The 14,735-nt window shown below is 64.8% G+C and carries 15 protein-coding genes; 9 read left to right on the top strand and 6 right to left on the bottom strand.

Annotation, left to right across the window (positions count from 1 at the left end; translation table 11 throughout):
* The first annotated feature begins 210 nt into the window (after positions 1 to 210).
* Together BLU88_RS03705 and BLU88_RS03700 are read left to right on the top strand one after the other, a co-directional pair.
* Entirely contained in the window at positions 211 to 1,314 is a 1,104-nt protein-coding gene (locus BLU88_RS03705; protein WP_092010113.1) for a VIT1/CCC1 transporter family protein, read from the top strand.
* The gene (locus BLU88_RS03700; protein WP_092010111.1) at positions 1,311 to 2,198 is read left to right on the top strand and encodes an aminotransferase class IV; all 888 of its coding nucleotides are present in this window, start codon (positions 1,311 to 1,313) and stop codon (positions 2,196 to 2,198) included. The genes BLU88_RS03705 and BLU88_RS03700 overlap by 4 nt, the downstream gene beginning before the upstream one ends.
* Before the next feature lie 24 nt (positions 2,199 to 2,222).
* On the opposite strand, the gene BLU88_RS03695 is transcribed toward BLU88_RS03700, so the two are convergent.
* A complete protein-coding gene (locus tag BLU88_RS03695) occupies positions 2,223 to 2,423 on the bottom strand; it encodes a hypothetical protein (protein ID WP_092010109.1) in 201 nt (66 codons plus the stop codon).
* A 246-nt stretch (positions 2,424 to 2,669) separates the two neighbouring features.
* Here BLU88_RS03695 and BLU88_RS03690 point away from each other — a divergent pair, with 246 nt between their 5' ends.
* Complete coding sequence (locus BLU88_RS03690) at positions 2,670 to 2,969, top strand: DUF4235 domain-containing protein (RefSeq protein WP_092010107.1); 300 nt, start codon at positions 2,670 to 2,672, stop codon at positions 2,967 to 2,969.
* An 85-nt stretch (positions 2,970 to 3,054) separates the two neighbouring features.
* On the opposite strand, the gene BLU88_RS03685 is transcribed toward BLU88_RS03690, so the two are convergent.
* The gene (locus BLU88_RS03685; RefSeq protein WP_092010105.1) at positions 3,055 to 3,903 is read right to left on the bottom strand and encodes a type I 3-dehydroquinate dehydratase; all 849 of its coding nucleotides are present in this window, start codon (positions 3,901 to 3,903) and stop codon (positions 3,055 to 3,057) included.
* A 57-nt stretch (positions 3,904 to 3,960) separates the two neighbouring features.
* Between BLU88_RS03685 and BLU88_RS03680 the strand changes: the two genes are divergently transcribed.
* From BLU88_RS03680 to BLU88_RS03660, 5 genes are all read left to right on the top strand, one after another.
* Positions 3,961 to 4,761 (top strand): alpha/beta fold hydrolase, encoded by an 801-nt coding sequence (locus BLU88_RS03680; protein WP_092017135.1) that lies wholly within the window; start codon positions 3,961 to 3,963, stop codon positions 4,759 to 4,761.
* Between the two features lie 336 nt (positions 4,762 to 5,097).
* Complete coding sequence (locus BLU88_RS03675) at positions 5,098 to 6,408, top strand: quaternary amine ABC transporter ATP-binding protein (protein WP_092010103.1); 1,311 nt, start codon at positions 5,098 to 5,100, stop codon at positions 6,406 to 6,408.
* On the top strand, positions 6,408 to 7,307 hold the full coding sequence (locus tag BLU88_RS03670) for an ABC transporter permease (RefSeq protein WP_092010101.1): 900 nt from the start codon (positions 6,408 to 6,410) through the stop codon (positions 7,305 to 7,307). Before BLU88_RS03675 ends, BLU88_RS03670 begins: the two co-directional genes overlap by 1 nt.
* A gap of 54 nt (positions 7,308 to 7,361) precedes the next feature.
* Positions 7,362 to 8,267 (top strand): glycine betaine ABC transporter substrate-binding protein, encoded by a 906-nt coding sequence (locus BLU88_RS03665; protein WP_092010099.1) that lies wholly within the window; start codon positions 7,362 to 7,364, stop codon positions 8,265 to 8,267.
* 203 nt (positions 8,268 to 8,470) lie between these two features.
* Positions 8,471 to 8,995: a methylated-DNA--[protein]-cysteine S-methyltransferase gene (locus BLU88_RS03660; protein ID WP_092010097.1), complete on the top strand. Its 525-nt coding sequence runs from the start codon at positions 8,471 to 8,473 to the stop codon at positions 8,993 to 8,995.
* Positions 8,996 to 9,077: 82 nt separating this feature from the next.
* Here the strand turns inward: BLU88_RS03660 and BLU88_RS03655 are convergent, their stop codons facing one another.
* The 4 genes from BLU88_RS03655 to BLU88_RS03640 all read right to left on the bottom strand — a co-directional run bounded on the left by BLU88_RS03655 (position 9,078) and on the right by BLU88_RS03640 (position 12,679).
* Complete coding sequence (locus tag BLU88_RS03655) at positions 9,078 to 10,391, bottom strand: Dyp-type peroxidase (protein WP_092010095.1); 1,314 nt, start codon at positions 10,389 to 10,391, stop codon at positions 9,078 to 9,080.
* Positions 10,378 to 11,046, bottom strand: a complete 669-nt coding sequence (locus tag BLU88_RS03650) for a copper chaperone PCu(A)C (protein WP_092010093.1) — start codon at positions 11,044 to 11,046, stop codon at positions 10,378 to 10,380. The genes BLU88_RS03655 and BLU88_RS03650 overlap by 14 nt, the downstream gene beginning before the upstream one ends.
* Positions 11,047 to 11,307: 261 nt before the next feature.
* Positions 11,308 to 12,003 carry a hypothetical protein gene (locus BLU88_RS03645; RefSeq protein WP_092010091.1) on the bottom strand — a complete coding sequence of 232 codons (696 nt, stop codon included), beginning with the start codon at positions 12,001 to 12,003 and terminating at the stop codon, positions 11,308 to 11,310.
* Between the two features lie 67 nt (positions 12,004 to 12,070).
* Positions 12,071 to 12,679 carry a ferredoxin reductase domain-containing protein gene (locus BLU88_RS03640; protein ID WP_092010089.1) on the bottom strand — a complete coding sequence of 203 codons (609 nt, stop codon included), beginning with the start codon at positions 12,677 to 12,679 and terminating at the stop codon, positions 12,071 to 12,073.
* Positions 12,680 to 13,016: 337 nt separating this feature from the next.
* Between BLU88_RS03640 and BLU88_RS03635 the strand changes: the two genes are divergently transcribed.
* A complete protein-coding gene (locus tag BLU88_RS03635; RefSeq protein ID WP_092010087.1) occupies positions 13,017 to 14,723 on the top strand; it encodes an HNH endonuclease signature motif containing protein in 1,707 nt (568 codons plus the stop codon).
* Positions 14,724 to 14,735: the final 12 nt, after the last annotated feature.

Here is a 14,735-nt window from a genome sequence, read left to right as displayed (position 1 = left end):
ACATGCTTCTATAACGAAACGGTGACACAACTCACATTGGTTATTAATCTAACCCACCCCAGTCGGCTTTAATGTTACGAATTGATAACAAACGGTCACCGATTGGTTTCACGAGCAAGGACGGCCTGCGGTCCGCATGCGGATTCGCTGCGGCCGCTCACCACCGCCCGCCCCGTGCCGGACTCGAGTCGCACGACTAGACTTGGACCAGTGACGACTCATGACTCCGCAGGAGGGACTCCGCCCGCGTCCCCCGACAGACGGACCATTCGCCGCTGGCAGCGCTACCTCGCCAACGAACGGCTCGAGGAACGGGTGTATCGCAACCTCGCCGATCGCCGCAAAGGCGAGGACCGCGAGATCCTCCTCAGCCTCGCCGCCGCCGAATCCCGGCATCAGGAGCACTGGATCACGCTGCTCGGCGAACATGCGGAGAAGCGCCGCTCCGCCGACCTCCTCACTCGCTGCCTGGCGTTCCTCGGACGCATGTTCGGCTCCGTGTTCGTCCTCGCTCTTGCTCAGCAGTCCGAGACAAGCTCGCCGTATGACGAAGACGAAGCCGCCTCGGCGGAGATGGCCGCCGACGAACGCATCCACGCCGAGGTCGTCCGTGCCTTGGCCGCCCGTTCCCGTGCCCGCCTGTCGGGGAACTTCCGCGCCGCCGTCTTCGGCGCCAACGACGGCCTGGTCTCGAACCTCGCGCTCGTCCTCGGTGTCGGTGCTGCAGGAGTCTCGAATACCGTCATCCTGCTCACCGGCGTCTCCGGACTGCTGGCCGGCGCCCTGTCTATGGGCGCGGGCGAGTACATCTCGGTCCGCTCCCAGCGCGAACTTCTCGATGCCTCCACTCCGGACCCCGAGTCCCGGCATGCTCTGGCCGACCTCAACATCGACGCCAACGAGCTCGCCCTCGTCTTCCGCGCCCGGGGACTGGAGACCCGCGAGGCCGAGGCCCGCGCCAACCGCACTATTGCAGCGGCGAAGAACAAACAGGCACCGAGGCTGCCGAACCTCGATTCCGAAGTCGACCGTGACGAACTGGGCACCGGCATCGGCGCCGCCCTGTCCAGCTTCTGCTTCTTCTCCTCCGGCGCGCTCATCCCGATCCTGCCCTATATCTTCGGCATGTCCGGACTGCCCGCCGTATTCCTGTCCGCCGGCCTCGTCGGCATCGCGCTGCTGTTCACCGGGGGCGTGGTCGGCCTGCTCTCGGGCAAGTCGCCCGGCCCCCGCGCCCTGCGCCAGCTCGGCATCGGCTTCGGTGCCGCCGCCGTGACCTATGCCCTCGGCCTGCTCTTCGGAGGTACCGCATGACCGATCTGCTCATCCTCGTCGACCCGGAAGCCGCCACGTTCGAGCTCACCGATCTGCGTGCCGCTCAGCTGCCCGTTACGGACCTCTCCGCTCATCGCGGGGACGGCATCTTCGAAACCGTGCTGGTGAGCAAGGGCGCCCACGGCGCCACCGTGGTGTCGCGGGAACGGCACTTCACACGGTTCCGCGCTTCAGCCTCGGCGCTGGATCTGCCCGATCCGGACCAGGGACTATGGGATCGGGTCATCGATTCCCTCATCGCCGAGCTGGCCGCCGCCGAACCCGAGGACGTCGAGTTCGGGATCCGCTATGCCCTCTCCCGCGGGGAGCACGGTGCGGACGGGCAGTTCCGACCCCGCGGGTGGGCGTTCCCCGTGCCCGTCGACGACCACATCCGTACGGCCCGGAAGCAGGGAGTCACCGCCGTCAGCCTCGACCGCGGGTTCGACGCCTATATCGGCAGCAAAGCTCCGTGGCTGCTCATCGGCGCGAAGACTCTGTCCTATGCGGTCAATCAGGCCGCCGGCCGTCACGCCGCCGCGAACAATGCCGATGAGGCCCTGTTCGTCTCCCACGACGGAATCGTGCTCGAGGGGCCGACCGCGAACCTCGTCATCCGCCGAGGCGACCGCCTCCTCACGCCGAATCCGGACGCGGGTCTGCTGTTGGGTACGACGCAGCGCCTGATCTTCGATCATGCGGAGGATCTGGGCCTGCGGGCCGAATACGCCGATCTTCGTCTCCACGACGTCAAGGACGCGGACGGGGCCTGGTTCGTCTCGTCGATGCGCACGGCGGTTGCACTGCGCGAACTCGACGGCCATGCGATCTCTGTTGATCAGAATCTGACCGACCGGTTCCAGACGATCGTCCGCGGACGCTGAGCAGGGATGGGCCGCCCCGAGCTCTCAGGCTCGGGGCAGCGCGTCGGCGGGTTTCGCCGAGGGGAGAGTGAAGGCAAGGACGAGACCGAGGATGCAGGCTGCGCAGCTGATCAGCCACACCGGCCAGAACAGGCCGGACAGTCCGGGCAGCAGCGCAAGCAGGAATCCGAGAGCGCCGCAGACGAACAGTCCGGTGACGACACGCGTCTTCCATTTCCTCAGCATCGTGTGCCTTTCTCTTCACGTTTCGGCCCAGACCTTCCCTTGCCCGACCGAAGCGTGCTCTCACGCTATCTCGCTCGGTCTGCCCGGCACATCCCCCAAAAGTATGAAATGACCGAACTTTCTCGACCAGGTTCGACCGCAGGTGGCCCCGGCTGCACTGTTCTGCGTTAGTGTTGTCTTCGACGGAATACGTCCCTGCGGCTCGCCAGAGTCCTGGGACCCAAGGTTCAAGGAAAGGACACGAGCATGGGAAAGCTCGCTTGGCAGATCATCGGCGTGGGAGCGCCCATCGCAGCCGCGTTCGTCGCTCGCAAGACCCTGACCTTCGCGTGGGAGAAGTCGACGAAGCGCCCGGCGCCTTCGAACCCTGTCGATGACGAGATCTCGATGTCCGAGGCTCTGGCCTGGACGATCGTCTCCGGTGTCGGCGTGGCCGTGGCTCAGCTCGTCGTTCAGCGCATCGCCGCGAACACCGTGCGCAACAACTTCGGCGATGAAGCCCTGCCGAAGAAGTTCCGCAAGCAGATCGAAGAGGTCACCGACTGATCCTCCGCTGACCTTGCAGCAGAGGAATCGGCCCGCGAAGCAGTGCTTCGCGGGCCGCCTGTCTATCGGCTGCCTTTCGGCGTGGTCAGCCGGTGACTCGGTCGAGGACCTCGGCGAGGACTGATGCCTCGATCTGCCCCGGAGCCGAGGCTTCACCGATCTGCGCGAATGTGGCGCAGCTGCCGAAGTCGGCGCCCATGATCCGGCTCGTCCGACCCAAGGGTCCCATCGAGATCCCGAGCACGGGATGCGCCGAGGATGCGTCCGCCATGGCGGTCGCTTCCAGGAGATGCAGAACATCGGCCGGTGTCTGCGGCATCATCGCCACCTTGGCCACATCGGCGCCGGCTTCGTTCATCGCGGCGAAGGTCGCGAGCAGGCGTTCAACGGAGTCCGTGGCCCCGAAATTGTGGTGTGAGGCGACGACGGTCACGCCCGCTTCCCGCGCCGAGGTGATGAGCGAGCCCGACTCCGCCCGGTCGATCTCGACGTCGATTGCGACGGGAACACCTGACGAGGTCGGGCCGGCAATGGCGGGGTTGCCGGCCGCGACCCCATCCACCGCCCCAGCCTCGGCGACGCCGGAGATCAGCGCCCGCACCGCCTCGGCGTAGTCGTCTTCCGTGATCTCCACCCGGCCGCCTTCGTATCCGGTGCGCACGGTCAGGAGGATCGGCAGCCCGGCTGTCAGCGCGCGTGGAAGCAGACTCAGGGCCGCCTCGGCGCCGGCGAGCGCAGTACCTGGAGCGGCGGCGAGCAGCGGATCGATGCGCCATTCGACGGCGTCCACGATCCCGGTCGCGGCGGCTGCGGCGCACTCGGCCGCGAGCTCCTCGGCGTCGACCGCCTGCGTCGGCACGATGACGGCCGGTCGGCCGGGATTGCGCACCGCGGGCGATCCTGCGGCAGGATTGAGGAACGGCAATGGTTTCATCTCTCAAGCGTAGGCGGTGACGCGGTGCGCGCGGGCAGGAGGACACGGGTGGAGACGATGCAGGTGGACAGGATCACCGCACGCGATGGCTTCCCTCTCGAAGTCCAGGTCGGAGGGCCGGAGGACGCGCCCGCACTGCTCCTGCTGCAGGGTCAGTCGAATTCGCACAAGTGGTGGGACGATCTGCGCGCGGACTTCGAATCGGACTTCCGCACGATCACTTTCGACTATCGCGGAACGGGCGGCAGCCGGGGCGAGCTCGGCGAACTGTCGACGGCGAGCTTCGCCGACGATGCCGCGGACGTGCTCAACCACCTCGGGGTGGATCGGGCCGCAGTCTACGGCACGTCCATGGGCGGCCGCATCACGCAGATGCTGGCGCTCGATCACCCGGAGCGGGTGAGCGCCATCGTTCTCGGGTGCACCTCTCCCGGCGGTCCGCATGCAGTCAAGCGTCCGCGCGAGGTCGGCCAGGCACTGGCGAGGCTGAGCGGCGATGAGCACACTCAGTACCTCTTCGACCTCTTCTACACCCCCGAATGGACGGTGTCGGCGGAGTACAGCAAGATGCTCGGCGACAACTCGATGACGGCGGCCGAATCATCCGCCCATCTGCGCATCAGCGCCAATCACAATGCCTGGGGTCGGCTGCCGGAGATCTCTGCTCCGACGCTCATCATGCACGGCGATGCCGACCGGATGAACCCGGTCGGAAATGCCCGAATCCTCCACGACCGCATCCCCGGTTCTCAGCTGCGCATTCTGCCGGAGGGCCGGCACGGATTCTTCGAAGAATTCGCCGAGGTGGTCACTCCGGCCGTGGTCCGCTTCCTCACGGAATCGCTGCCGCAGTCCTGAGAGCAAGGCCGCCTACTGCATCAAAATCCCATATCCGGTAGCAAATCCATTAACGGCATATCTACATGCTCCAATCGACGATTATAACAATCAAGTAACGCGCGGGCTTCTGTTTGCCCAGGTCAGAGCGCCAGTCAAGGGTGACGCGCCGCGCAATGCCAATAAAATCTCTACCGAAAATCCTGAACAAAACTACAATGGTGGATCAGATATCCGTGTGCGGTGAGGCGCGTGCGCAATTGAGCTAATCGGATCTGATCTGCGAGCACCGAACCGTGCAAACGGGGGTGAAGCCTCTCGTTCTTGCGGACTGCCAAGAATGCAAGGAGGAAGCACGTGAGCGTTGTCAAAGCGTCACACGTCTACAAAGTCTTCGGAAAGCGCCAAAACGAAGTCGTCAAACGGCTCGAAGAAGGCGCCGACCGTGATGACCTGACGAAGCTCGGGACGGCCGCCGTCATCGATGCGAGCTTCGAAGTCCAGGCCGGCGAGATCTTCGTGGTCATGGGCCTGTCGGGATCGGGTAAGTCGACCCTGATCCGCACCCTCAACGGGCTCTGGGCACCGACAGCCGGTTCGGTCGAGGTGCTCGGCACCGACATAGCGAAGATCGATTCGGCCGCACTGCGCAAGGTCCGCAGCGAACACATTTCGATGGTGTTCCAGCACTTCGCATTGCTCCCCCACCGCACTGTCCGCGACAACGCCGCCTATGCGCTGGAGATCCGCGGAGTAGCGAAGGCGGAACGGGACAAGGCAGCCGACAAGTGGCTCAAGGCCGTCGGCCTCGAAGGCTGGGGCGACACGTTCCCCGAACAGCTCTCCGGCGGTATGCAGCAGCGCGTCGGCCTGGCCCGCGCGCTTGCGGCTGAGACCGACATCCTCCTCATGGACGAAGCCTTCTCCGCCCTCGACCCGCTGATCCGCCGCGAGATGCAGGAGCAGCTCGTCGAGCTGCAGCGGGAGCTGAAGAAGACCATCATCTTCATCACCCACGACCTCAATGAGGCGATGTTCCTCGGTGACCGGATCGCGGTGATGCGCAACGGACGCATCGTCCAGGTCGGCACCCCGGAGGACATCCTCACCGACCCGGCCAACGACTACGTCGCACAGTTCGTCCACGACGTCGACCGGGCACGAGTCCTCACCGCCAACAACGTCATGGAGAAGGCCCGTCTGACCGTGACCAACCAGAACGGTCCCCGAGTCGCGCTGCGCACCATGCGCGAGAACAACTCTTCGGGCGTCTATGTCACGGACAGGGACCGGAAGTTCCTCGGTCTCGTCAGCGACCGCGACTGCATCGATCACATCCGGAAGGATGCCACGACTCTCGACGACATCATCAAGCCGGTCACCCACCCCGCTTCTCCGGACGACCTGCTCATCGACCTCTTCCTGCCCACCGCAGAGATGCCGATGCCGGTGCCCGTCACCGACGCAGACGGCGAACTCGTCGGGGTTGTGCCGCGGGCCACCCTGCTCGCCGCGCTGGGCAACCAGAACGGCAATGACGAGCAGGCGACGGAAGCCGCTGTCGAAGACTGGCCCGAGCCGGTCGACACAGGGATCATCGACCAGGTGCTCGCCGAAGGTGATGATGCCGTCGCACAGCAGACCGCCGGCGAAAGGGGTGAGCGCTGATGGAGAACATCAGAATTCCGATCGGAGCCTGGGTCGATACAGCCTTCGACTGGCTCAAGGAGAACGTCGCCTGGTTCTTCGACGCCGTCACCTGGCTGTTCAACTTCCTCATCGAGGTCCTCACCGATGTACTCGTCGACCTCCACCCGCTCGTCATCATCATTCTGCTGGCGCTCATCGGCTGGATCTTCCGCTCGTGGCAGATGGCCGTGGGCACTCTCATCACCCTGTTCTTCATCATGACGATGGACCAATGGGTAGCCGCGATGCAGACCCTAGCGCTGATCATCATCGCCGCCGTCATCGCCATCATCATCGCCGTCCCGGTCGGCATCCTGGCCGCACGCAGCAACAGAGCTTCAGCGGTCATCAAACCGATCCTCGACTTCATGCAGACGATGCCGGCATTCGTCTACCTCATCCCTGCCGTCACCTTCTTCGGCATCGGCGTCGTTCCCGGCCTCGTGGCAACGGTGATCTTCGCTCTGCCGCCGGGTGTGCGCTTCACTGAGCTCGGCATCCGCGGAGTCGATTCGGAGACGGTCGAGGCCGGACAGTCCTTCGGTGCGACTCCCGGCCAGATCCTCCGCGGAGTCCAGCTGCCGTTGGCCACACCGACGATCATGGCCGGCATCAACCAGGTCATCATGCTCGCACTGGCCATGGCTGTCATCGCCGGCATGGTCGGCGCCGACGGACTCGGAAAGAACGTCGTCGAAGCGATCGCCACTCAGAACCTGCCGCTCGGTGTCGAAGCCGGACTCGGTGTCGTGATCATCGCGGTCTACCTCGATCGCGTCACCGCGGCCCTGGGCAATGCGAAGGACTACCCGCGCTCGCTCGTTGCAGGGATGCGTCGTCGCAGCGCGAAGAACAAGGCAGCTGCGGCAGCGGCCTGAGTCGATGGACTCATACAGTCTGAATTGTCGATCACTAGAGAAAAGGAACAAACAATGAAGAGAAGATTCCTCACCCCGATCGTCGCTGCAGTCGCAGCCCTCGGCCTTGCTCTGACCGGCTGCTCGCAGGAAGCGTCGAAGGACGACGGCGGAAGCGGCGACAAGGGCGACATCAAGCTCGGCTACGTCACCGGCTGGACCGACGGCCAGAGCATCTCGCTTCTGCTCGAAGATCAGCTGGGCAAGATGGGCTACAACGTCGAGACCGAGACCTTCAACGACGCCGCCGTCCTATATGCCGGTGTCGCCAACGGCGATATCGACATGTATCCGTCATCGTGGCCCGAGGTCACGCACAAGCAGTACATCGACGAATACGGTGACGACCTCGAAGATCTCGGCGCCTACTACAACAACGCCGTCCTCACGATCGCCGTCCCGAAGTACATGAAGGACATCAACTCGATCGAGGACCTCAAGGGCAAGGGCAAGGATTTCGGCGGCGAGATCATCGGAATCGAGCCCGGTGCCGGTCTGACGAAGGCCACCAAGGCGATGATTCCCGAATACGGTCTCGATGGCGAATACGAACTCGTCACCTCGTCGACCGCCGCCATGCTCACCGAGCTCGGCAATGCGACCGAAGCGAAGAAGGACATCGTCGTCACCCTGTGGCGTCCGTTCTGGGCGAACAACGAGTACCCGGTCAAGGATCTCAAGGACCCGAAGGGCGCGATGGGCGACCCGGAGAAGCTCCACTTCACCGCGACCAAGGGCTTCGGTGAAGAGTTCTCCGATGCCGCCGACTACATCGGCAACATCAAGCTCGATGACAAGCAGTACGGAGAGCTCGAGGACCTGGTCGTCAACAAGTACAAGGATGATGGCAAGAAGGCCATCGCCGAGTGGCTGAAGGCCAACCCCGACGCCTACGAAGGCGAGCTGCCTGACGAGAAGTGATTCTGCCGCCGCGGCAGCAGCCGCTCTGACGACGACTTCGTCTGCTCGGCTGCGGACTTCCCCGCAGCGCGGCGTACGGTCATGAATATGCTGTGCCCTCTCGACCTGGATGAGTCGGGAGGGCACAGCTGTGTGGGTAGACTCGGCTGAGTACCGCCGCCGACGCCGTGTCCAGTGAGCGGGCCGCGAACGGAGGACATCCCATGGCGACCATTTCGGCAGCCGTCGACACCTTCGTCGGCCCCCTCGCCGTGTCCAGCGATGGCCGGTCGATCGTGCGACTCGAATGGGGCACCTCCGCCGAAACGGCCGATGACTCTGTCTTGATCCCCGCCGAGGCGGCCGCCACCGAGGATCCGATCCTCGCCGAGGCGGTCGCTCAGTTGCGTGCCTACTTCGACGGCCGCCTCGGCGATTTCGATCTGCCCGTGGATTTCGGCAAGGTATCGGACATCGCCAGGACCGTGCTGACGACCCTGGCCGAAGTGGTCCCGGCCGGGACCACGGTCACCTATGGCCAGATCGCGGAAGCCAGCGGCACCGGGATTCCCGCGCGTGCCGTCGGCGGGATCATGGGACTCAATCCGGTCCCGATCATCGTCCCCTGCCACCGCGTTGTCTCAGGTAGTGGACTCGGCGGGTACTCGGGCGGACTGCCCGGGCACGAGCTCGAAACCAAGAGGCGTCTGCTCGAACTCGAAGACGCCCTGCCGCAGCCGCTGTTCTGACCGGCCCCACCGTCTGCGAATCACTCCCGACCGACGCGGCCGCCGAAACCGCTTCTGCGGGCTCGGCGGCCGCGCCGCTTTCTCACCCTTCGAACAGCTCCTGTCCGACGTATCCGTCCTCGGTCGCTCCGGGCGGGATCGCCCACACGGTCGACCCGATCGGGGTCGTCCATTCGTTGAGCAGATCAACCTCGGCGAGGCGGCGCTGGATCGGCAGGAACTGCCGTTCGATATCGGCCTGGAAGGACGCGAACAGCAGTCCCGAATCCCCACCCGCTCCGGTCTCGTAGTTGAACGTGCGCCGATGGATCTGCACCTCAGGCCTCAGTCCCTCGCGGGCCCGAGCGATATGCGCGACCGGCGAGATCTTCGTCAGTCCGCGCTCGTCGACAGCGGTGAAGTCCGGAACGTCGAACTCGGCCTTGCCTGACAGCGGCGCCCCGGTGTCCATGGTCCGCCCGACCGAGAACTCCCGGGCCGGACGGTCGGCCTTGTCCCAGGTATCGAGGTTCATGGCGATATCGCGCAGAACCAGCGTCGTTCCCCCATGCATCCACGTCGGCAGATGCGCACCGAGGTCGGCAGGCGGCTCCCCTCGTGCGGAGAACACCGGATCGGCGGTGTCGGTACCCTGCCCCCAGACGATCCGTGCGAAGTCCTCGGATCCGGGGCCCGGATTCGCCGTACCGTCGAGCTGGCCGAAGAGATTCCGCTGGGTCGCCCCCTCCCCCGAGCTGCCGTATGCACGTCGGAATCCGTCCCGCTGCCAGGCGACCTCGGCGAACGATCGCGAGTCCTTGAACAGCATGCGCCGAGCATGTGCCAGGGTCAGCGGATCGTCGCCGCAGATCTGCAGGAGCAGGTCGCCCTTGCACCGGTCCTGATCGAGGCGATCGACCGAGAATGCCTCCAAAGGTTTCAGCCAGTCCGGAACGTGCTCCTTTCCTGCCAGCACAACGAGCTCGGGACCGAACCCGAAGGTCACCGTCAATCGGGCGGGATCGACAGCGAGCTCGGATTCGGAATCGGCCAACGGCGCCTGCCCCTGCGTCAGCGCAGCTGCATCCGCGGTGAGCAGACGCAGCCAGCGCACCGCCTCGGCGGCCTTGATCCCGGGCTTGAGCGTGAACGCGATGAAGTGCGCGTACGACTGCGTCGGAGTCTCGACCCCGGATTGATGAATGCCGAAGAACGGTTCGGCCTGGGGCCCGTTCGCCCCGTCCAGATCTCGCCGAGGCGGCCCGCCGTCACCGGCGTTCGTGCCCTGAGATCCGGTGCCGCGGCCGAACGCATACCCGCTCGTGGCCCCGACGATTCCTGCACCGCCGGCCGCGGCCGCCGAGGTCAGGAGACCTCGGCGGCTGAAGCCGGTGCGACCGGGCTCAGTGGTCACCATGGTCTCCGTGGTCGGAGTCCTCCTGATCTCCGCTGTCGCCGCCGGTGTGTTTGCCGTCGTCGCCGTGCTCACCATGGTCGCTGTGGTCATCGCTGGAACCTTCGGCCTCACCGGGCGCGTAGTCTTCCTGGGCTCCCGAGTACTCCTTGGCCACGGCCGTGACCTCGACGGTCTCGTCATCGGCGGTGACGAGATCGAGCTTGATCTGCTCGCCCGGTTTGATCGCCTTCTTCAGTCCCATGATCATGATGTGATCGCCTCCGGGCTCGAAGCGGAGGCTCTCCCCGGCCGGGATGGTGAAGCCGCCCTCTTTCTCCTGCATGGACATTCCGCCGGAGCCGTCGCCTTCGGTTTCGTGGAGTTGGACCATCTCCGCGTCCGCGTATTTCGCCTCGACGAGGTTGATGTCGGCGTCGGTGTTGTTCTTCAGTTCCCCGAAGACTCCGGTCATTCCGTCGTCGGCGGACTTGACCCAAGCGCCGTCGAAGCTTAGCGCTTCGGCGTCGACCGCGCTTTCCGAGGATTTCGCCGAAGTAGAGCTGCCTCCGTCGGTCTGTGTCGAACCGGCGGCCTTGCTGTCGTCTTGGCCGCAGCCTGCCAGGCCGATGGCGACGGCGATGGGCAGGGCAAGGGCCAGAGTGATGTTCTTTCGCATGATGTCTGCACTTTCGTCATTCAGGTGCAGTCGAGCACATAGCTGTGCGCGCCTCTGGCGTCAGCACTGCTTTCGCATGCCTATTCGCGATGCCGGATTCGGCCCGCGAGCGGTCCGCGCACCGGGCTGTGCACAGCAGTATGCGTGAATGTGTTCGACTGTCACCGATGAGCAGGTCGCCGCTGATTCGACGAACGCCCGAAGGTGGATGGTCACCCGGAAGCCGGGTGTGAGTCGACGGTGTGACCGCCGAGTGAGGTGTCAGACAAGCACAGGTGGGCCACGGCGGTAGTTCGGTCCGACCACCGCCGAGGTGACCGGCTGCGGCACTCGGAACGAAGCGCAGAGCTTGCGGACCGGTTCGTCGGCCAGGACGCCGGCGGCCTCGGCGAGGGCACGCAGTGCACCGATCACCGGGCCCAGGGCGAGCTGCAGAATGCTGAGGACGATATCCTCACCGCGCTTGAGGATCACGGCGGTGACGAGGACGGCGACCAGGTGGGCGATGATCATCCCCACCGAGGTGGCGCCGTGGTTCGCATGCCCGAGCGCGGATGCGGCCGGGCCCAGGTCAAGGGAGCCGGAGGCCGGGACGATGTGTCCCGCATGGGCGTTGAGGGCCGCCTCGGCGGAGGTGGATCCGGTACCTGCAGCTCCGGCCTGCCCGCTTCCGGATTGAGCGGGTCCCGCGTGGGCCCCCGCATGGGCGAAGGTGTGTGCGGACCAGCTCATCGTCAGGTGCATGAGCACCTGTCCGAGGCCGAGCAGTCCGGCAAGAGTCACGTAGCCCAGGCGCCTACCGGCGACGATCATCGCCGCCCAGAGGACGAGAACGAAGACGACCACAGTGCCCGGAATCGAGACCGAGCCACCGGCGCCGAGGTGCATGAGCAGGGCAAGGAGAGTCGTGAAGAGCGCGGCGAAGAGCGCGCGCACGGATTTCGTCCATCCGGTCATGGGCCCTCCTCTCAGCTCGCTCCCACATTCTACTCAATGTAGAAACATTTCCGGAAGGCCGCTGAGCCTACATCCGCAGCCAGGTATCGGCGGTCTTCTTGACCATGGCACCGGCACCAGCGGCAGCATCGCCCCAGGCGACGAGGTTGCCATCGGGGTCAGTGGTGGAGTCGGAAAGGACGACCACATCGAAGTTGCAGACAAGGGCAGCCATCGCCGAGGCGTAGACGGCACCGGAGGCGTTCGCCGAGTCAGCACTGCCGTCCGTGGCGCCCTCCACCTGGTCAGCGGTGGCGCCTCCCTTTTGAGAGGCAGGGCCAGCAGTGACGCCATCAGCAGCGGTGGCTCCGTCACCTCCAGTTCCGGCCTCCCCTACTGTGGCGTCGGCGCCGGCGATGATGATCCGGTCGACGGACAGGTCGTGCAGACCCGCAGCCAGGTCGTCGACGCCTTCGAAGATATCGGGGCTCCCGGAACGGAGCACGAGGTCCTCTTCGTCGGGCACGAAGATGCTCAGCTCCTCGTCGGGAGTGTCGACCAGGTCAGCCTTAGTCGAAGCGAAGATGAGCACACCGCCCACAGCGCGGGTGCGGGTGACGATATCGCCGAGAGTCTCCATGGCGTCATCGCTGGGGTAACTGGCGTCGTCAGTGTCAATGAGGAGCAGGGCATCCATACTCCAATCGTGCCACGACCGGCTGACACATTCGAAGCCGGAGCGCGACGACAGGGGTCGCGGCGGCGCGGGTCGGGGCAGGCGGCAGGGGTCGCGGCCGCGCGGGCCAGGGGCAGGCGACAGAGGTCGCGGCAAGGCGGACCAGCGGCAACCTCAACACTCAACGCCGGGCGCAGGCACCATTCCCAAACGACAATCCTGGTTGATGCAGATATCGAACATCGGGGAACAATTGATTATTGTTCTATATTTTTTTCGATCACCTATGGTTTTCCATCTCATTGGAGAGTAAACTGGATCCCAACAACAACGATGTTGGTGAACGGAAATCATCCCCATGACCCTCACTCCCGAACGCAGCTCCGGTCAATCCGATCGGAACTCCGACAAGTCTCTCCAGACCAGCGGTCACCCGCTGCTGGCCGACGAGGAGTGGGCAGATCTCAGCCGCTTCGCGCCCGAGGTCACCTCTTCCATCACTCAGCTGATGAGCCTCAAGGATGAGCTGCGCGCGTTCGACCGTCCCATGGGGCCGGACCAGGCCATCATGCTCGTAGATGGCGTCGAAGCGATCACACGCATCAATGATGCATTGTCGACACTTGCGCTCTCCGTCTGCGAGCGCGTCGGGACGCCCAGCGACTTCGGCGCCAAGTCGACGAAGTCGCTCATCGAGAACCGTTTCAACCTCACCAGCGCGGAGGCGAATCGTCGGACGGATATGGCCAAGAACCTCGGCGGTCGTGTCGACATGGCAGGACAGGCGCTTCCGCCTCTCTACCCGGTCGTCGCGGATGCGCTCCATGCCGGCACCATCTCTGCCGCACAGGCGTCCGTCATCGAAGACTGCATGCGAAAGCTGCCCACGTGGGTCAGTCAGGCGATCCGCACCGACGTCGAGTCGCGACTGGTCAGCAACGCACCCAAGGTCCGCCTCAAGGACCTGCGCGAGATCTTCAGCAAGCTCATGGGGTACATCGACCCGGACGGCGAGGAGCCGAAGGACTCAGCAGACCGCTCTGCATACAACATGTCCATGCGCGCCAAGGCCAACGGCGACTGGGAGCTGCGTGGACTGCTCGACCCCGTCACCGGCGGCACGCTCAACGGACTGCTGACCTCGCGCATCCAATCTGCTGAAGAGGCCGATCAGGACGGTGTCGCTGCGACTGCAGACGGGACCGACACGACGGTTGGTGCCGCCAGTGCTCCGGGTGCTGCGGGTGTTTGGAACTCTGCTGCCGAAGCCTCCACCGCCACTGATGAGGGGACAGGCTCGCCGCTTCCCGACAAAGAGCTGCTCGAGATCGTCGATGCGGTGCTCTCCGGCGACCGCTATGACGCGAAGCGCGTTCCGGAACCCGACCTCAAGGCCGTTCGCAAAGCCGGAAATACGGATGCCATCCCCGGCGTTGGCATCCGCGAGGACGGCGGAATCGTCGATGTCAGCGCCGAACAGCCTTCGGCCCGCGAATGGATCTACGAACGATTCGCCGGCCTCGTCACCACGATCGACAAGCAACGGACGGCTGCAGGAGCGCCTTATGCTCTCGTCATCAACGCCACCGCCGAAGATCTGGCCAAGGGCACGGGCCACGGCACCACAGGCGCCGACAATCCCATTCCCATCAAGGAACTGATGAGAAACGGTCTCAACGGCTCGCTGTTCTTCCACCTCATGAGCGACAAGGCTAAGACGATGCAGGTGGCCACAGAACAGCGCTTCGCCAATCGCAAACAGCTGGCAGTGATCACCGCCCGTGACCGAGGTTGCACCTTCCCCGGCTGTGATGCCCCTCCCGGTTGGTGCGACGCGAACCATGTGCTGCCTTTCGCGCAAGGTGGCAAGACGGAGATCAACAACCTCGCGCTCCTCTGCGGCTATCACCACCACCTGCTCGACCGCAGCGATTGGGAGACCCGGATGCTCTTCGATGGCCGGCCGGCCTACATCCCGCCTGCCGCAAAGGACCCCACTCGTACGCCGATCCTCCACGCCCGCTTCATCGCGGACGACATCGTCGACACCTTGTTCGACAAATAGCTGCCCCGGCTC

Origin of the sequence: Brevibacterium siliguriense (genome assembly GCF_900105315.1) — a bacterium.
Taxonomy (GTDB): Bacteria; Actinomycetota; Actinomycetes; order Actinomycetales; family Brevibacteriaceae; genus Brevibacterium; species Brevibacterium siliguriense.
The sequence above is the reverse complement of the archived record's forward strand: the minus strand, read 5'-3'. Positions and strand labels throughout refer to the sequence as shown.

Excerpts from the sequence above, each read along its gene's own strand:
- BLU88_RS03660 (WP_092010097.1), top strand. The coding sequence starts at position 8,471 with ATGGCGACCATTTCGGCAGCCGTCGACACCTTCGTCGGCCCCCTCGCC.
- BLU88_RS03640 (WP_092010089.1), bottom strand. The coding sequence starts at position 12,679 with ATGGATGCCCTGCTCCTCATTGACACTGACGACGCCAGTTACCCCAGC.
- BLU88_RS03700 (WP_092010111.1), top strand. The coding sequence starts at position 1,311 with ATGACCGATCTGCTCATCCTCGTCGACCCGGAAGCCGCCACGTTCGAG.
- BLU88_RS03685 (WP_092010105.1), bottom strand. The coding sequence starts at position 3,903 with ATGAAACCATTGCCGTTCCTCAATCCTGCCGCAGGATCGCCCGCGGTG.
- BLU88_RS03635 (WP_092010087.1), top strand. The coding sequence starts at position 13,017 with ATGACCCTCACTCCCGAACGCAGCTCCGGTCAATCCGATCGGAACTCC.
- BLU88_RS03650 (WP_092010093.1), bottom strand. The coding sequence starts at position 11,046 with ATGCGAAAGAACATCACTCTGGCCCTTGCCCTGCCCATCGCCGTCGCC.
- BLU88_RS03655 (WP_092010095.1), bottom strand. The coding sequence starts at position 10,391 with ATGGTGACCACTGAGCCCGGTCGCACCGGCTTCAGCCGCCGAGGTCTC.
- BLU88_RS03665 (WP_092010099.1), top strand. The coding sequence starts at position 7,362 with ATGAAGAGAAGATTCCTCACCCCGATCGTCGCTGCAGTCGCAGCCCTC.
- BLU88_RS03695 (WP_092010109.1), bottom strand. The coding sequence starts at position 2,423 with ATGCTGAGGAAATGGAAGACGCGTGTCGTCACCGGACTGTTCGTCTGC.
- BLU88_RS03645 (WP_092010091.1), bottom strand. The coding sequence starts at position 12,003 with ATGACCGGATGGACGAAATCCGTGCGCGCGCTCTTCGCCGCGCTCTTC.
- BLU88_RS03680 (WP_092017135.1), top strand. The coding sequence starts at position 3,961 with ATGCAGGTGGACAGGATCACCGCACGCGATGGCTTCCCTCTCGAAGTC.
- BLU88_RS03690 (WP_092010107.1), top strand. The coding sequence starts at position 2,670 with ATGGGAAAGCTCGCTTGGCAGATCATCGGCGTGGGAGCGCCCATCGCA.
- BLU88_RS03670 (WP_092010101.1), top strand. The coding sequence starts at position 6,408 with ATGGAGAACATCAGAATTCCGATCGGAGCCTGGGTCGATACAGCCTTC.